Annotated in this window: 15 protein-coding genes; 9 read left to right on the top strand and 6 right to left on the bottom strand. The window is 64.0% G+C overall.

Annotation, left to right across the window (positions count from 1 at the left end; genetic code table 11):
• Window positions 1–166 precede the first annotated feature (166 nt).
• Window positions 167–487, top strand: a complete 321-nt coding sequence (locus E1H16_RS01940) for an ArsR/SmtB family transcription factor (RefSeq protein ID WP_134321992.1) — start codon at window positions 167–169, stop codon at window positions 485–487.
• Window positions 487–960: an SRPBCC family protein gene (locus tag E1H16_RS01935; RefSeq protein ID WP_134321991.1), complete on the top strand. Its 474-nt coding sequence runs from the start codon at window positions 487–489 to the stop codon at window positions 958–960. Before E1H16_RS01940 ends, E1H16_RS01935 begins: the two co-directional genes overlap by 1 nt.
• Before the next feature lie 19 nt (window positions 961–979).
• On the opposite strand, the gene E1H16_RS18545 is transcribed toward E1H16_RS01935, so the two are convergent.
• Window positions 980–1216 (bottom strand): sigma-70 family RNA polymerase sigma factor family protein, encoded by a 237-nt coding sequence (locus E1H16_RS18545; protein ID WP_208378800.1) that lies wholly within the window; start codon window positions 1214–1216, stop codon window positions 980–982.
• The gene (locus E1H16_RS01930; protein ID WP_208378799.1) at window positions 1213–1881 is read right to left on the bottom strand and encodes a sigma factor; all 669 of its coding nucleotides are present in this window, start codon (window positions 1879–1881) and stop codon (window positions 1213–1215) included. Before E1H16_RS01930 ends, E1H16_RS18545 begins: the two co-directional genes overlap by 4 nt.
• A gap of 158 nt (window positions 1882–2039) precedes the next feature.
• Between E1H16_RS01930 and E1H16_RS01925 the strand changes: the two genes are divergently transcribed.
• From E1H16_RS01925 to E1H16_RS01895, 6 genes are all read left to right on the top strand, one after another.
• Window positions 2040–2786 (top strand): SDR family oxidoreductase, encoded by a 747-nt coding sequence (locus E1H16_RS01925; RefSeq protein WP_134321990.1) that lies wholly within the window; start codon window positions 2040–2042, stop codon window positions 2784–2786.
• Between the two features lie 448 nt (window positions 2787–3234).
• Window positions 3235–4746: a PepSY-associated TM helix domain-containing protein gene (locus E1H16_RS01920; RefSeq protein ID WP_134321989.1), complete on the top strand. Its 1512-nt coding sequence runs from the start codon at window positions 3235–3237 to the stop codon at window positions 4744–4746.
• A 295-nt stretch (window positions 4747–5041) separates the two neighbouring features.
• Entirely contained in the window at window positions 5042–5629 is a 588-nt protein-coding gene (locus E1H16_RS01915; RefSeq protein WP_134321988.1) for a copper chaperone PCu(A)C, read from the top strand.
• Window positions 5604–6815: a Dyp-type peroxidase gene (locus tag E1H16_RS01910; protein ID WP_208378797.1), complete on the top strand. Its 1212-nt coding sequence runs from the start codon at window positions 5604–5606 to the stop codon at window positions 6813–6815. The genes E1H16_RS01915 and E1H16_RS01910 overlap by 26 nt, the downstream gene beginning before the upstream one ends.
• Window positions 6816–6967: 152 nt before the next feature.
• Complete coding sequence (locus E1H16_RS01900) at window positions 6968–8449, top strand: MDR family MFS transporter (protein WP_208378796.1); 1482 nt, start codon at window positions 6968–6970, stop codon at window positions 8447–8449.
• A 776-nt stretch (window positions 8450–9225) separates the two neighbouring features.
• Window positions 9226–9477 carry a hypothetical protein gene (locus tag E1H16_RS01895; protein ID WP_134321987.1) on the top strand — a complete coding sequence of 84 codons (252 nt, stop codon included), beginning with the start codon at window positions 9226–9228 and terminating at the stop codon, window positions 9475–9477.
• Window positions 9478–10065: 588 nt separating this feature from the next.
• Here the strand turns inward: E1H16_RS01895 and E1H16_RS01885 are convergent.
• The gene (locus E1H16_RS01885) at window positions 10066–11007 is read right to left on the bottom strand and encodes a GlxA family transcriptional regulator (protein WP_134321985.1); all 942 of its coding nucleotides are present in this window, start codon (window positions 11005–11007) and stop codon (window positions 10066–10068) included.
• Between the two features lie 108 nt (window positions 11008–11115).
• Between E1H16_RS01885 and E1H16_RS01880 the strand changes: the two genes are divergently transcribed.
• A complete protein-coding gene (locus E1H16_RS01880) occupies window positions 11116–11427 on the top strand; it encodes a putative quinol monooxygenase (protein ID WP_003941073.1) in 312 nt (103 codons plus the stop codon).
• A gap of 443 nt (window positions 11428–11870) precedes the next feature.
• Here the strand turns inward: E1H16_RS01880 and E1H16_RS19005 are convergent, their stop codons facing one another.
• The 3 genes from E1H16_RS19005 to E1H16_RS01865 all read right to left on the bottom strand — a co-directional run bounded on the left by E1H16_RS19005 (window position 11871) and on the right by E1H16_RS01865 (window position 16700).
• A complete protein-coding gene (locus E1H16_RS19005; RefSeq protein ID WP_134321984.1) occupies window positions 11871–12107 on the bottom strand; it encodes a helix-turn-helix domain-containing protein in 237 nt (78 codons plus the stop codon).
• Window positions 12108–12258: 151 nt separating this feature from the next.
• Window positions 12259–14064: an ABC transporter ATP-binding protein gene (locus E1H16_RS01870; protein ID WP_134321983.1), complete on the bottom strand. Its 1806-nt coding sequence runs from the start codon at window positions 14062–14064 to the stop codon at window positions 12259–12261.
• Window positions 14061–16700: an ABC transporter ATP-binding protein/permease gene (locus E1H16_RS01865; RefSeq protein WP_279586351.1), complete on the bottom strand. Its 2640-nt coding sequence runs from the start codon at window positions 16698–16700 to the stop codon at window positions 14061–14063. The genes E1H16_RS01870 and E1H16_RS01865 overlap by 4 nt, the downstream gene beginning before the upstream one ends.
• Between the last annotated feature and the right edge of the window lie 82 nt (window positions 16701–16782).

The raw sequence follows: 16782 nt of genomic DNA, 5'->3' as shown, positions 1-16782 counted from the left end.
ACCCGGCTAGCTGAACCCAATCGCTCGGCGGGCGCACCCTGGCTGGTCGCGTGTCTATCCGGCCTCGGTTATCGAGCGCACGGCACAGCCTCTGGCGGAGTCCAAAGACTGCCCATTAAGTCGCATGACTTGACGGTCATATGACTAGCGGGTCATAATCGGAGCCATGGTTGACGTGTTCTCCGTGATCGCCGAACCCTCGCGGCGCCGCATCCTTGACGAGCTGGCCGAACGCGACGGAATGCTCGTAGGCGAACTCGTTGATGCGACCGGGCTTACTCAGTCCAACATCTCGAAGCACCTACGCCTCCTACGCGAGGGCAACTTCGTCTATGAGGTCCCCGAGGGCAAAGCCCGCCGGTATCGCGTCAACCCGCAGGCACTAGAACCGCTCGAGGACTGGCTCGCCCCGTACCGGCGTAAGTGGACTGGCGCGATCGACGCGCTCGCGGGTCACCTCGACAAGAATCCGACCAAGGAGAAGTAATGAGCACCGAAGCCACCGTCGACCGCAGCAATCCCGATGGACCTACGCTGCTGCTGATCCGACGCCTGCCCCATCCCGTCGCGCGAGTATGGGAGGCGATCACCCGGCCTGAGGAATTAAGTCAGTGGTACCCGTGCCGGATTGACCTCGAACCTCGCGAAGGCGGCCGCATCACCTTCCACTTCGACGACGAAGTGCCGGAGGTCTCGCGGGTGACCGAGTTCGATCCGCCGCATGCGCTGGCCTATGAATGGTCAGGGGAGCGGTTGCGGTGGACCGTCGAGCCCGACGGCGGAGGCAGCATTCTCCGCTTGAGCAATACGGTCATCGATCCGGACTGGATGCCGCGCACCGCTGCTGGTTGGGACACCTGCTTCGAGGACCTGCTGGCACTGCTCACAGGCGAACCAGTCACCGGCCACTCCGGTGCCGACGAAGTCAAGATCGAACGTTATCGAACACGCTTGATGTGATCACACCGTTGGTAGGCGGTTAGTTCCAGAGCGTGAGTTTGTCGGGGTTCATCATCAGTCGCACGTCGGACACAAGGCCAGCAACGACGTCGAGGGTAACGACGCCGATGATGCGACCCTCGTCCCAGAGCGCGAACCCGAGCCCGTCGGGTGTCTCTTGGTCCAGGACGACGGCATCCGGATTCTTCCGCAGCGCGCCGAACAGGAACCGAGCTACCTTGTCGGCGCCGAAAACCGGATTGCGCGCTGCAGTCACGATGCCGCCGCCATCGGAGCGCAGAACAACGTTCGGGTCCAGGGCGGCGATGAGACGGGCGATGTCGCCGGCACGCGCGGCGGCAGCGAAAGCCTTGACCGCATCGTCATGTTCGGCGCGCGATACGTGACGACTGCGGTCCTGCTGTACACGGCGCCGAGCAGAGGTAGCGAGTTGTCGCACGCCGCAGAGGAGCGCCCCACGATCTCGGCGATTTCGTCGAAGGGCATCGCGAACACGTCGTGCAACACGAAGGAGACTCGTTCAGCCGGTGTCATAGCTTCCAGCACCACCAGCAGCGCAGTGCTCACCGACTCGTCGAGCGTGGCGTGCTCGAATGGGTCTTCGGCTGCGGTCGCCGAAACTGCAAACGCGTACGCCGGTACCGGTTCTGGCAGCCATGGGCCAACGTATCGCTCGCGCCTGCGCCGGGCGGAGTCGAGAACATTGAGACAGACCCGGCTGGCGACTCGAGTCAGCCAGGCGCGCGGCACTTCGATCGCGTCGCGTTCTTCCGGGCTGAGCCGGTACCAGCGAATGTACGTCTCTTGCGCCGCGTCCTCGGCCTCGGCAACCGTGCCGAGCATTCGGAACACCAGAGAGACCAGATACCGCCGCTCGCTCAACACTTCTGCATGCAGCTCGTCAGATTCTTCGGTGACCATCGCGTCCTCCTTTACCTATCGGACCGGGCTGCCGAGGGATATGTGAGTCGGCGACCTCACATCCGGGATGGCTGCGCTGTCGTGGAGGGTATGAACGCAATGCCTGACATGCATTATCGCTCGATCGCCAGGAGTATCGACATCCCGAGGTGCTCACGATGAAGGTCGTCGTCGCCGGTGCAACCGGAACCCTGGGAACACAGGTCATCACGGCGGCGCGCGCCGCGGGCCATGAGCCGGTGCTGATCAGTCGAGAGTCCGGAGTTGACCTCATCACCGGATCCGGCCTCGCGGACGCGCTGCAGGGTGCGGCCGCCGTCATCGACGCGTCCGCATCGACTAGTACTGCGACCAAGCAGTCCATCCACTTCTTCACGACAGTGACTCGTAATTTGCTTGATGCTGAACGCGCCGTGGGCGTTTCCCATCATGTCGCGATCTCCATCATCGGTGCAGCGAAGGTGAACGTGAACTACTACGCGGGCAAGGCAGCCCAGGAGGCGATTCTGCGGGCGGAACCGGGTGGTTGGTCGATGCTGCGTACGACGCAATTCCACGAATTCGTCACGCAACTCATCAGTCACGGCAGACTCGGTCCGTTGCAGGGCGTGCCGAAGATGCGGTCCCGGCCGATCGCAGCCGCCGAGGTCGCCGCCGAACTCGTCGCGATCGCCTGCGGCGATCCCCGCGGGATCGAGCCCGATCTCGCCGGACCACGGGAAGAGACGATGGCCGAGTTGGTACGGCGATATCTCGCCGCCACGGGCCAGCGCCGGCCCGTCATCGAGCTCCCGATACCCGGAGCCTGGGGCCGCGGAATGCGAGACGGCTCCCTCCTACCAAAGTCTGGCACGCGTCTGGGACTTCAAACCTTCGATGAATGGCTCGCCGCGCAGACCCGCTGACGCTCCGTTCTCGAGCGGCCACACGCCCTGCGCTAACGAGTTCATACAAGAAGGGACAAACAATGCGCATCTTCCTTGCAGGCGGCTCCGGAGTTATCGGACGCCGACTGATACCGGTGCTGGCCGCTGTGCGTGGGCGGCATTCTCTTTGGCGCGCCGCGGTTGGACAAGGTCCTGAACGCAGGAACGCCCGCCGACGGGCATGACGATGAGCCGGACGCCGTCGCCTTGGCCTAGTGCAGTTCGGGACGCCTGAGTGCGTTGGCTGTTCCCAATGGTTGACGGCGTGGACGTGGCTGGACTCTGGAATTATCGGCGATCGCGTACGAAGTCATATTGCCGCTCGGCGGTTTGGCCTTTGCTCTCCGCTTCAATACCTACTCTCAGGAACTAATGGGCCATTGACATCGACTGTCCATGTGACGCCAGCATCGACGACGGCCTTCAGATGGGCCGATGGTGCGATTTGACCGAAGGACGTGTCCCGTTGACGGAAGCCAGATCTGCACGCACCAGTCCTGGAAGTGGTTTGAGAGCGCTCATTCGTCGGATCCATTTCTATGCGGGAATGTTCATCGGACCGTTCATTTTCATTGCCGCGTTGACTGGCGCGGCATACGCGATGTCGCCCTCCCTTGAGAAGGTTGTCTACTCCGACATACTTGCGGTGGACACCGTTGATAACCCCGTTCCGCTCGAAGAACAGATCAACAACGCCCAGGCCGTGCATCCGGACAAGCCGATCGCACAGGTGTGGCCAGCCACTGAGGCGGAGGATCCAACTCGAGTTCTTCTTCTTGATGAGTCCCTCGAGGATGGTCAGTTGCGCAGCGTCTTTGTCGATCCGGCGTCTGGTCAAGTCATCGGCGACGAGACGAGTTACTCCGGCCTGGGCGAACTTCCGGTTCGGAAGTTCATTTCCGAGACCCACCGCGATCTACACCTTGGCGAACCGGGACTGCTGTACACCGAACTAGCGGCCTCGTGGATGTGGTTCGTTGCTCTCGGCGGTCTGGTTATTTGGCTCGGCCGCGCCCGCCGGGTGCGCCGAATGTTCGTCGGCCTACGCGCTCGCCGCGACGACGGGAAGGCTGGCGCAGTTGAGAGGGCCCGTGGCACCCGCAATCGTTTTGTCAACCTGCACGGTGTCGCTGGTACTTGGCTGATCGTCGTGATGTTGGGTATCTCCGCGACTGGCCTCACTTGGTCAACCTATGCGGGCGAGAACGTTAGCACGACAATCGACGCCATCAGCGAAACGCCGCGCGCGATCGACACGTCACTGACCGATACCGTGCCGCCTTCAAGCGGCAGCGCTCACGCGGACCATGGGGCGTCGCATGGCGCCGCCGAGACGAAGCCGGTCTCCTCGGAAGAGATCGCGTTACAGGCACAGACCGTGCTCGACACGGCGCGCTCGGAAGGACTGACGGGGGAGTTGCGCCTATACCCGCCCTCGGATGGCGAGCAGGGTTGGCAGGCCAGCGAACGTTGGGAGGAATGGCGGCTCACCTCTGACGCCGTCAGCGTTAACGGTCAAACTGGCGAGGTCATCGATCGGTTGCCATTCTCTGAGTTGCCGTTGTTCAGCAAGCTCACGAGTTGGGGAATCTATTTGCATATGGGCATCATGTTCGGCCTGCCGCTGCAGATTCTGCTGTGTATCTGCGGGCTCGGTATCGCCGGGCTTGTCGCGACGGGCTACGTGATGTGGTGGAAACGCCGTCCTACGCGCCACGGAATTGCGGGAGTCCCCGGACCGAACCGCTCGTTGGCTGCGGGGGAATGGGGAATTGTGGCAATATTCCTTCTCACGGTGGGAACTTTCCTACCGCTGTTGGGCATCAGTCTGCTGGTGATGCTCATCGTGGACCAAGCCCTGGCCCGACGGCTGGCCGAGTCCAAGGCCGCCCCTCGTGCTGAGTCGACCGCGCCACCTCCTGACACGATCGATGCCTGATTCGCGAATGCCGCAAGTCGCCGGCATCGTGATCCGAATGCCTAGGAGGCGGCTGACCTGTGGCGTAGCCGCTCCGTTCGGCAACTGAATGACGAGGCGTCGAAAGATACTCGTACGTGCGGATTGCTCGGCATCTGCCGCGTCGAGGTGTGTTTCGCGATCGAACCGCGGGTGCCTTCCGATGCGCCGGGACCCGCACCGCAAGGGGTGTGCGGAGTCGCATGTTCGATCGGAACTATCGACGACCCGAACACGACTATCGGCTTTGAAGTCGTTATCGAGTTGAAGGGCTCTGATGAAATCTATACGTATTGCTGCAGTCGCGTCCGTATTCGTCTTGCTGGTATCAGGTTGTTCCGCCGGCGAGGAGGGCGACTCGTCAGGATCTGAGTCGACGACAGCCGGTACCGAATCCGTCGATGAGTCACAAGCGGCGGCAATTACTGCGACAGACGGGTGGGTGAAGGCGGCCGCGCCGGAGGAGATGATGACGGCCGCGTTCGTGGTCCTGCAGAACGACTCCGACGCTGACGTGCACGTGAAATCGGCCAGCACGGATATGTCCGATGAGACCGAGTTGCACGAGATGATCGAGCAAAACGGCGAGATGGTAATGCAAGAGGCGCAGGGTGGTCTCACCATTCCGGCCGGCGGATCACTCGAACTCGAGCCTGGCGGCTTCCACATCATGATCATGGGCTTGAGCGACGATGTCGTCGTCGGTGAGACCTACGCCGTCACGCTCACCCTGGACGACGACAGCGAGGTCACCTTCGATGTGATCGCGAAGGACTTTGCTGGCGCGAACGAAGAGTATGACGGCGGCCATGATGCTGGCGGTGACCACGGCGCCGACCATGGCAATAGCAACGCCGATGGCTGATCAGGATCCACAGTTAGGACGGCGCGGTTTCCTTGGCGCGGTGCTGGGTGGAACCGCGGTCGTCGCCGGGGGTGCAGGTTTCGGGATCGGCCGGGCGACAAGTCCCGGCGCGTCCTCGACGAGCGCGGGCCCTACCGTCGCGGCCAAGACGCGACCGTTCTACGGGCCGCACCAAGGCGGGATTGCAACCCGACCGCCGGCACATTGCGCGGTCGCGGCCTACGACGTGCTGAGTGATATCGACCTCTCCCGCTTCGGCGCCGCGATGGGCATCGTGACCGACGACCTTTCGCGCATCACGCAGGGCGCGCCGGCGCTCGGTGACACCGCACCCATGCTCGCCGCAAGTCCGGCGGGATTGAGCGTGACCGTCGGGTTAGGACCCGGGTTACTGAAACGCTATGGCATCCCCGCTCCGGCCGGGTTCACCGCGCTTGAGCCATTCGAGCCGATCGATCAGCTCAACCCGGCGTACTGCGACGGCGACCTGGTCCTGGTGATTACTAGCGACGATCCGCTGACCGTGTCGCACTCATTGCGGATGTTAACGAAGGACCTGAGAAGCTTCGCCAGCATTCGATGGGTTCAGCGCGGCTTCCATGACGCAGCGCCGACCGACACGCCCCGCAACTTGTTCGGACAGAAGGACGGCACGGTGAATCCGGCCGCTGAGTCCGACGACTTCGACGCTTCCGTGTGGATCAACGAAGGGCCGTGGGCCGGCGGAACCACTCTCGTCGTACGCCGAATCCGGATGGAGATGGACACCTGGGACACGTTGGACCGCTCTGCGATGGACGAGGTTGTGGGGCGCCGTCTGGACACCGGTGCACCGCTGACCGGCGAACATGAGCACGACATCGCCGACCTGGGGGCAACGAACAAATTCGGGTTGCCGGTGATTCGCGAAGGTGCCCACATTCGACTCGCACGTGCCGACACCCCACAGCAGCAACTGCTTCGGCGACCGTATAACTACGACGATTCAAGCGCGGAGTCGACCGATATGGGGCTCATTTTTCTGTCATACCAGGCCAACCTGGCAGCGCAGTTCATTCCGGTGCAGCAGCGCTTGGCCGAATCGGACCTGCTGAATGAATGGACGACACCGGTAGGTTCGGCGGTCTTTGCAGTACTGCCCGGGTGCGCCGAGGGCCAGGTCCTGGGCGATGGGGTTCTCGCATGAGGCATCGGTCGGATCTACTCGGGGTAGAAAAATCCGTCTGATCGGGAATTAACCGCAGACACACGACGTTGAATAAAGTCGTCTGCCTGCGGGGGCCTTCGCCCGCCCTGGCCCGAGGCCGACTCGATATCTCGGTACGGAGCACGTTCACCTTGACAACGGAAACCGCCAGCGCCAGCGCGCGCACGGTACGGAACGAGTCCATCGACCCCGTCGGCATGCGGGTCATCTGGCTGTTGTTGGTCGCGGCATTCGTCGCGATCCTCAACGAAACCACGATGGCGATCGCCATCCCGGAACTCAACGCCACGCTCGGGATCCCACCGGAGCAAGGCCAGTGGCTGACCAGCGCCTTCATGCTCACTATGGCCGTCGTTATCCCGACGACCGGCTTCCTGCTTCAGCGGTTCACTACGCGGCAGGTCTTCCTGGCGGCCATCTCGGCGTTCGCCCTCGGCACGCTGATCTGCCTTGTTGCGCCCGGATTCTTCATCCTGCTTGTCGGCCGCATAGTCCAAGCTGGCGGCACCGGCATCATGATGCCGCTGCTGATGACCACGATCATGAATGTCGTGCCGGCGCGCTCGCGTGGTCGGATGATGGGCCGCGTTGGGCTCGTGATCAGCCTTGCTCCCGCAATAGGACCCACGCTGTCGGGCGTCGTCCTGGACTCGTTGAACTGGCGTTGGCTGTTCGGCATCATCTTGCCGATCGCGCTGGTGGCGATGGCACTCGGCGCAAAGTGGATGACCAACCTCGGCGAGACCACTGACGCCCCAATCGATTACCCCTCGATCGCCCTGTCGGCGCTCGCCTTCGGTGGCATCGTGTTTGGACTGAGCCAGTTCGGTGGTGAGGGCGGATCTGGCGGCAGCGCCGGTGCGCTCCCATGGATGGTCATCGCGGGCGGCGCGTTCTTCCTCGCGGCATTCGTCGTCCGTCAGATTGCGTTGCAGAAAAAGAAGGACGCGCTGCTGGACCTGCGCGTGTTCGCCTCACGTAACTACGTGCTGGCGGTCGTCATCATGGCGGTCGTTGCGCTGTCGATGTTCGGCACGCTGTCGTTGTTGCCGCTGTTCCTGCAGGACGTCGCCGAACTCGGTGCGACGCAGTCTGGACTGGTGCTGCTGCCAGGGTCGATCCTGATGGGTCTGATGGGGCCAGTCATGGGCCGCATCTACGACGCGCGCGGTCCGCGGACCCTGTTGATTCCGGGCACGATCATGATCGCCACGGCGTTGTTCACCTACTCGCAAGTCGGGGCTGACACGCCGACCTGGTTCCTGATCATCGTTCAGATGGTGCTCTCGCTCGGGCTCGCGGGATCGTTCACGCCGCTGTTCTCGGCATCATTGGGATCGCTGGAACGACACTTGTACTCGCACGGTGCGGCCGCGTTGAACACGCTGCAGCAGGTCGCTGGTGCGGCGGGTACGGCGCTACTGATTACCGTCTACTCCTCGTTCCTGCACGCCGGCGAGGCGGATGGACTTTCGACTCCCGCCGCTGGCGAACCCGGTGCGAACTCGGCATTCTTGATAGCCGGCTGCATTGCGCTGATACCGGTCGCGCTGGCGTTCTTCATCCAGAAGCCCGAAGACCAGGAGGACGACGCACCGCTCATGCAGCACTAGCCCCACAACGGGATTGCATCTCATCGGACCGGCGCGCGACACAGGGGTGGGCGCGGCCGGATCGTGCGTACCCGCCCAGTTCTGGTGCGGAACAACTCGAGGTCGCTGCAAGCACCTAGGCCTTCGGTGAGATATCAGTCGACCTGGGCCCTTCGAAGAACTGGACACCATCACCGCGGTTGAGTTCGACCTGGCCGACGAGGCGGGGCGATTCGGGCTTTCGTTGCAGAGGCCAGCGGGTTGATATCCAGTCCGGGCGAGATTCGACCACCGGAAAATAACCCGGCCTGTCAAGGAATGGGCCATCCCAGGCGTTTAGGTAGTGGCCTTCGTCCGCGACCATTGCGAGCCCCCCCCGACAGTTCAACGATCGATCGACACCTCGCCGATAGATAGGGCCCCGCTCGCTCAGCCTGGGCACCACCCCAACCGATTTCATGAATGGTCGCGGCCGACGTCGCGACCTCGCGGGCGTTCCATCCCGCGGAACTCTCCCTCCCTGGCACTCGGCAGACGTTTAACGTTTGGCCAGCGACAGTCGACGCATACGCCCACCATCTCCAGAAGGTCACCGTCTCCGAAAAGTCGAACCGCGACGGTCTCGGTAACTGGCAGCTTTCCTGGAGGCGGCTCAGGGAATCGAGGGCCAGATCCCTGCCAATGCCGCCAGCGATCGGGGTGCAGTCGACATGGCGACACTCTTCGAATCTATCCACAATATCGCGGGAGCCAAAATGCGTAAGAGTACTGGAATCTTAAGCAGCACAATGATCGCAATGCTGCTCATGGCGAGGTGCGGCGACGCGACTCCGACCAACACTGCCGAGGTGGGCGCGGCGTCGATCGACCCCGACATCCGCTCTGACGCGTACGACCAAATGATGAACGCGTGGGTCGGCGCACCGCCGAACATCATTCCGATCTGCATGGTTCAACTGGGCATCGGTGTCCAGCCGGACGTTTCGAACGTTTATCGCGGATCCGGCGGCGGCGTCGGGTTGCGGGGAGTTACGGTCGGCCAGGATTAATCCGGGACTCGTATGTCGCCTGCTCGCAGGTGGCAGGTGACATGCGAGTCGGCGCTAGGGGACAAGTTATGCCGGTCTGCGTCGGTGAGGAATATGTTCAGGGTCCTTCGGTCGGGCGGGATTGTTGAACCCTCGTTGATAGCTCGTGCTCCCAGGATCGGGTAGCGACAATCGATCGCGGAGGCCGGCGGTTTGGCGGTTCTTCCCAGATGAGGGTGTAGGTCGGCCGGGCGCGTCGGTCCAGGTAGACGTCGAGGTCTCCCGACGATGGAGGTTCCTACGCCATTCATCCGAAAGACCTCGACGTGACCGACGCTACCCCGCCGGCCGGCTTCGGCCGCCCTGACCTGACCGCCTTCGCGTCTCATCCCAATCGACCCTGATCGAGTCTGCTGACCCCCTCGACGAGAACGCAGCGACATCACAGCCACCCAACCCCGACCGTCCGGGAAGCCGGGACACGTCACATGGCCTGTGCTGCGGGCGTGTCGAGTGGTCGTCCAGGGGCGACGCAGGAGCGTCGACGCGACATGCTGAGAGGTGGTTCCAGTCGAGCACTAGGACACCGGCTACAGGCACGTCGATAGGTCAGGAACGGCGTCGCTCCCTACGCAGGAGGGAGCGCAGAGTCTCGGCGTTCGCGTAGCCGACCCGTAGCGCGATCTCGGCGGAGGTGAGGTCCGTGGTTGCTGAGAGGTGCCGAGCTCGTTCGATGCGAAGCCGTTGGACGAAGCCGAGCGGAGTGAGGTTGAGCGCCGCACGGACTCGTCGTTCGAGGGTGCGCCGGCTGGTGCCGAGCGACTGCGCGACGAAGGCGACGTTGAACGGTTCGTCCAGGCGGGCGCGCACGAAGCGTTCGAACTCGACGACGATCGGGTCCTCGTGCCGGAGATGTTCATAGGCGACGAAGGCCGCCTGCGACGGACGCTCGTCGATGATGAGGAGCTTGGCGACATGTTGGGCCAGGTCGGGGCTGATCGATCGCACGAGTGAGAGCGCGAGGTCGATGTGGGCGAACGCGGCGCCGGCGGTGACGAGGTTCCCGTCGACCACGACCATGGTGTCGAGATCGAGGGCGACGGTCGGATAGCGCTTCAGGAACTCCGGCCCCAGGAACCAGCTGGTCGTCGCCCGCCGATGGTGCATCCGTCCGGTCTCGGCGACAGCGAACACGCCGGTGCACGCCGCGGCGATCCGGGTGGTCGCGTCGTCGAGGCGCCCGAGCGAGGCGATGATCGAACGAGCATCTCGGCTCTGGAGGGCGTCGTTGGTAGCGGCGGCCGTGAGGGTTCCAAGCGCAGGGACGACGACCACGTCGAACTCTGCGGACTCCGACAGCGGGTGGTCCACCGACAGGGTCATCGATGTCGTCGTGGTCACTCTCCGTTTCGGTCCGAGGATGGCGAGTTCGATCGGGTCGATCCGCGGGTCGACATCGCCGCGGGCTCCGTCGGCCACCCGCACGATGTCGATGATCGACGCGACAGCCGAACCGAAGCAGCCGTCGATCGCGATCAGTCCGATACGCATGGCGCGAACAATAGCAATACTGCCGTATACGCCACTTCTCACATGCCCTTGCTCGTCATACGCTGAACTCGCTTCACCAAGAAACCTCGACACCTAGGAGAACCCCTCATGTCCACACCCGCATCACTTCCGTATGCCTTCGTCGCCAAGATCGTCGCGGCCGATGGACAGCACGACGCGCTCGCCGATCTGCTCGCCGGCGCTGTCGCGCTCGCCAACGAAGAAGTAGGAACGATTGTCTGGTTCGCGGTCAGGACCCACGCCGACACCTTCTGGATCTTCGATGCATTCCCCGACGAGGCCGCTCGCGACGCCCACGCCAACGGCGCCATCGTCGCAGCCCTGATGGCCAACCAGCACCTCCTCGGCGCAGCACCCGAGATCCTGGCGGCCGACGTCCTCGCGTCCAAGCTCCCGTAGTCCGCCAATGCACGCGACGATCGCGCCCCGCCGAGCCGTCGCCAGGTCGCCACGCAACGCCACGCTGCGTTGCCGAGCGGTGCGAGGCCTATCGGCACACGGACAGGATGCCGGCCGCGAGCGCTCAGCCGGCGAGGGGTCCGTCGCAGAGTAGAGCGACGTCGGCGTCGGGCAGGGCCGTGAGGCCAGCGCATCGCGCGACCACCAGAACCGAACCGCCCCTGCCCTGCGTAAACGCCGAGCGTGGGGGACGCCGCCATCCGGTGGTGACCGACGACGACCGACCAGTACCGACCGTTTCACCGGAGCTTGGGGCGGCGTCGAAGCCGAGCAAGCTCCATTCCTTTAGCTCACCGCGCCCTCCTCCTCTCAGATGACGGTGTAGGTCGGCCGGGCGCGTCGGTCCGCAGATAGACGTCGAGGTCTCCCGACGACGGAGGTTCCTACGCCATCCATCCGAAAGACCTCGACGTGTCCGACGCTACCCCGCCGGCCGGCTTCGGCCGCCCTGACCTGACCGCTCGGTGCGCGGTTGATTTGGGCGGCCCGGAGGCTCTCGACAGTTCGCTCAGTGTCAGCACGCGGGTGTTGGTGTCGAATGTCCGCAGCAGGTCGAATGCTTTCGTCAAGATCGATGGCGGCTCGTCGGACGGCTTCAAGGCAGTTCTGTTGAGCGACATGGCTCCCTCATTCGTTCGGTGAGCCGAATCGTAACCAGGGAGCTTCCATTTTTGAGCACCGTGAGTTCCACTGACCGGAACCGCTCGTTCGCGGCGGGTGACCGCTCGCCCCTGCCGCGGAACTCGTTAGCGGGCTTGGCCCAGCAGCGATCTAGGACTGACGAACGGCGTTGGCACTCTCGCCTTCATGAAGGACAGGAGACTGCTTGGCGTCGGCGGAACCCGTGCTCGATAGCCGCCACTGAGAAGCCGCATTCTGTTGGGTCCAGAAATCGGCGAACCGGCCACCAGCGTCGAGTAATTCGCTGATCGTGCCGTCCTCGACGACGCGACCGGCTTCCAGGAACACCACGCGATCTGCCGCGCGGATGCTGCTGAGTCGGTGCGCGACAATCACCCGCGTACGCGGGGTCGGGTCGTCGGACAACGCGGCAGCCACCGCGGCCTCGTTCTCGTTGTCCAGCGCGCTGGTTGCTTCATCGACCAGCAACAACGGTGCTCCTTTGAGCAGCGCGCGGGCGATCGACACACGCTGACGTTCGCCCCCAGATAGCGACGTCCCTGCCTCGCCGACGCGACTGTCCCATCCGTCGGGCAGGCTAGCGATCACCGGCGTCAACCGGGCGAGTTCTCCGGCGGCTGCGACGGCGTCCGGTGATGCGTCGGGGGCTCCGACCAGTACGTTCTGGCTGATCGTGCCGTCAAACAGATACGGGTCCTGGAAGACGACGCTGATCAGTTCGCGGCGAGCGTCGGCGCTGAGCGTGGCGGCGTCCGCTCCATCGATGAGCACCTGCCCGTCGTTCGGATGCTGCAGTCCCGCGAGCAGCGCGAGCACGGTGCTCTTGCCTGATCCTGACGGGCCGACGATCGCGGTGGTCGTTCCGGGCTCGAATGTCAGGTCGAACTCGCTGAGCACCGGCGGGGAATCGGGGGAGTAGCTGAACTGAACCTCGCGTAACTGGACCCGTGGCGCGCCGTTCGTGGTCAGATTGTGAGAGCCGGTTGGCGCCAGCGGAGCACGTAGAACCTCAATGATCCGCCGCATCGTCGTGAGGGTGGTCTCGATCCCGGGCGACAACTCAGCGAGCACGGTGAACGGCTCGAGGTAGCGCACGATGACGACGATCAGCGCGATCGCTTCGGCGACAGTCACATCGCCGCGGGTCGTCAGCACCACCGTTGTAGCGGCCAACGCGATCAGCGCTAGCTGGCTGGCGACCGCGAAGACTATCTGGCCAGGGATCTGCATCAGCAGTAGCCGTCGTGCTGCCGAGTGCTGTGCGTGCAAGGCGGCTCCGGCATGACTTCGCGCGGGTTCGACCCGCCGTGCCGCGCGTAGTGCTTGCTGAGTCCGGGCGAACTCGACGACTCGCTCGGTCAACTCGGTGTTTGCCGCGCTAGCCGCCTGATCGGCGTTGCGGCCGAGCCGGTTCGCGGCCCAGAACGCGCCCAGCAGGACCGGCACACCGAGCAGTGCGACCAACCCGAGTGGCCAGGCGATAAACAGTAGTGCGGCACCGATGGCGATCGGCAATAGCGTTGCACCAAGTAGTGGCGTGATCAGATAGATCACCAGGCCGACCAGATCTGGCCCAGTCGCTGCGATGGCTTGGCGCGTGGTGGCGGTGTGTTCTGCGGTGAACCAGGTTCGGCGGATTGCCGCGACCTGATCGGCGACCGTGCGCTGCCCGGTGTCCAGTAATCCAAAGCCGATTTCGAAGCCGAGGCGCGCAACCGCGGAATCTACGATCCAACCGGTAATGGTGACCAGGGTGAGTACGCCGACCCAGCCCCAAGTATCGGAGGGGTCGGCACCGAACAGGGCGCCGATGAGCGGTACGAGCAGGACGGCGCCGGCCGCGCGCAGCACTAACCCGATCACGGCGAGAATCTGATATCGCGCGACCAGCCGCCGTACGTCCGGTGCCAGCAGTGACAGTAGGGCGCGAATCATCGGTACACCTCCGCACTCGTGGCGTTCCACAACTGGCTATATCGCCCACCCGAGTCGAGCAGTTCTTGGTGGGTGCCGCGCTCCTGGACGCGTCCATCGTCGAGCACGATGATCTGGTCTGCGCCGGTGACGGTGTGCAATCGATGCGCGATCACCAAGACGGTTCGCCCGCGCGTCAACGCAGTTAATGCCTGCTGTACCAAGAATTCCGCCTCCGGATCGGCGAAGGCGGTTGCCTCATCGAGCACCAGGATCGGTGTGTCGGCGAGGATCGCGCGGGCGATCGTGAGGCGTTGGCGTTCGCCGCCGGAGAGGGCGGCGTCCGGTCCCAGCACCGTGTCGTACCCATTCGGCAGTTCGAGAATTCGGTCGTGAATCTGAGCTGCTCGAGCCGCGCTCTCGATTTGTTCTCTGGTGGCGTCAGGTGCGGCCAGCGCGAGGTTGTCGCGTACCGTCCCCTGCACGAGTTGGGTCTGTTGGAATACGAAGCCCACCCGGGCGTAAAGCTCGTCCGGCTCGAGCTCGCGCAGGTCCCTTCCGCCGATCCGGATCGCGCCGTCGTCGACATCGTGGAATCGCGCGAGCAGCGCGGCGAGGGTGGATTTGCCCGAGCCGGACGGCCCGACGAGCGCGGTCATGGTTCCCGGTTTGAGCCGCATGCTGACGTCCTGCAGTACGCGAACGCCGTCGCGGTAGGAGAAACCGACGTTGTCGAACTCGACGAGCCCGTCGAGCGTGGCTGCGCTCTGCATCTCGGTGGTATCGAGTTCCCGCTCGTCGAGTTCGACCTGAATCCTGCGGGCTGCCATCAATCCGTCGCGCAGGCCGCCGAGGCCGTACCCGATCCCCATGAGCCGCGAGCCGAAGGTCGTTCCCAGGAGCAAGAAGGGCAGCAGATCGACGGGGAGCATCCCGCCGGAGGTGATGATCAGGGTGCCAAAGATGCAGATCAGCACCAGGAAGGTGGCGGGTCGGGTGACGAGATCGATGAATGTCTTCTGCCCGTTGAGCGGGCGCTGCCATTTGTCCAGGAAGTCGATGTACTCACCGAGTTTTGCGCGGAAGGTGGACGAGGCAGCACCACCGAAGACCCGGACAACCGGCTGACCTTCGATGTATGCCCCTGCCTCGGTATTCATCCGTTCCGCCCATCGCATCGCCTGCGCCGGCTTGGTCCCGGAGCGCACCAGCATGATCCACATCGCCACGATGTATGCCAACACGGGCAGGAACAGCACCAGGGCGAGACGCCAGTCGACGACGAAGAGGTAGGTGAGTACGGCGATCGGTGCGACGGTGGCCGCAACGGCGTCCGGGACGGCGTGAGTGATCAGGTAGTGCAGCGAAAGCGTGTCGCCTTGGATGAGCTGTTTCACTGCGCCGGAGCCGCGGGCATCAAACCACCCCAACGGAACCCGCGACAGCTTACGTAGCAGGCGTTTGCGTAACGCGTGCGAGAACCGGGCGTCGATGTAATGCATCCACAACAGCAATGCTGTCGATAGCAGGACGCCCGCGCCCATCAACGCGACCGCCCAGATCCCGACCTGCCAGAGGTCGCCGGATGGTGCGCCGGCGGTCAGCAGCCGAGCCAGTTCGACCAGTAGCACGTACGGTGCGAGCTGCAGCAGCGTGATGAGTGCCTGCGCGATGCCGGCAATGATGAAGGTTGGGCGCATCGACGCGAGAAGTCGACTGCCCGCCTGCGCGCGCCATGCGCCGGTCGGTGCGGCCGCGGGACTTTTCGCAGTGACGTCGGGGGGTGTCGGCCCGTCGGTGCTCGAATCCGGTGCCGGGGACTGCGGCGTGACGTCGGGCTCCGGGTCGGCTTTCGACCTGTTCTTGCCGAATGCTCGACCGTAGAACCAATAGGCCTGCGCATGAATCTCGGACTTGGGGAATCCGAACTCATCGCGCAGACGGGTGCGTAATGCCTTCAGGGAGCCGGATTCGGTCGCGGCCCACGCGTACCAATCGCTCCAGTCACGCGCTTCGATCGCCGCGGCAAGGGAGGACTCCCCGTGTCGCGGGATCCAGTGCACGGCGGCTCGGGGATGCTCCACGAGTGGGATGAGTAGGTCGTTCTTGGAATGCTGCTCGAGATAAACCTCAATCGACACATGGTGTGGGACCGTGCGCAGGATTCCATTGATGCCAGGAATTGAGGCGGAGTCACCAACGATGAGGTACCCCGCTGGGAACTCGTCCGGGAGATCGAATCGGGACGACCCGAGCGACGTCGCGGCGATCGTGCTGCCCACGTCCGCGCGCCGCGCCCATGCGGAGGCGGGCCCGGCGGGCTCGTGCAGGACGACGTCCACGGCGAAGGTCCCGGACCCAAGGTCGACCTCGGAGAGTGTGTAGGCGCGCTGGTACTCGGTCTCGCCGCCGTCCGGGTCGGGAAACCAGAATCGTAGCCAGGCGGTGGGCGCGACCTCGGCCTCTTGCAGGAGCGTCGGGGAGTGCATCCGAATGCGTAAGAAATCCGGTGCAAGCAGTTCGGTACTCGTCACGGTCGCTTCGTGATCGTGTGCGCCGAAACTGCGCATCATCGCGCCCTGTAGCCCGCGCTTGGCCATCGAGCCGCCTCTCTCGGCGGCGAGCTCATCCCCGCCCGCCCCGTAATGCTTAGGCAAGCCTACGGTAACTAATTGCGCGGTTGTTCTCGGATGCCGTCACCGCTGATCGCCCTCGCTGCGGTGCCGTGGTGTCCCTGGA

Origin of the sequence: Cumulibacter soli (assembly GCF_004382795.1) — a bacterium.
Lineage (GTDB): Bacteria > Actinomycetota > Actinomycetes > Mycobacteriales > Antricoccaceae > Cumulibacter > Cumulibacter soli.
The sequence above is the reverse complement of the archived record's forward strand: the minus strand, read 5'-3'. Positions and strand labels throughout refer to the sequence as shown.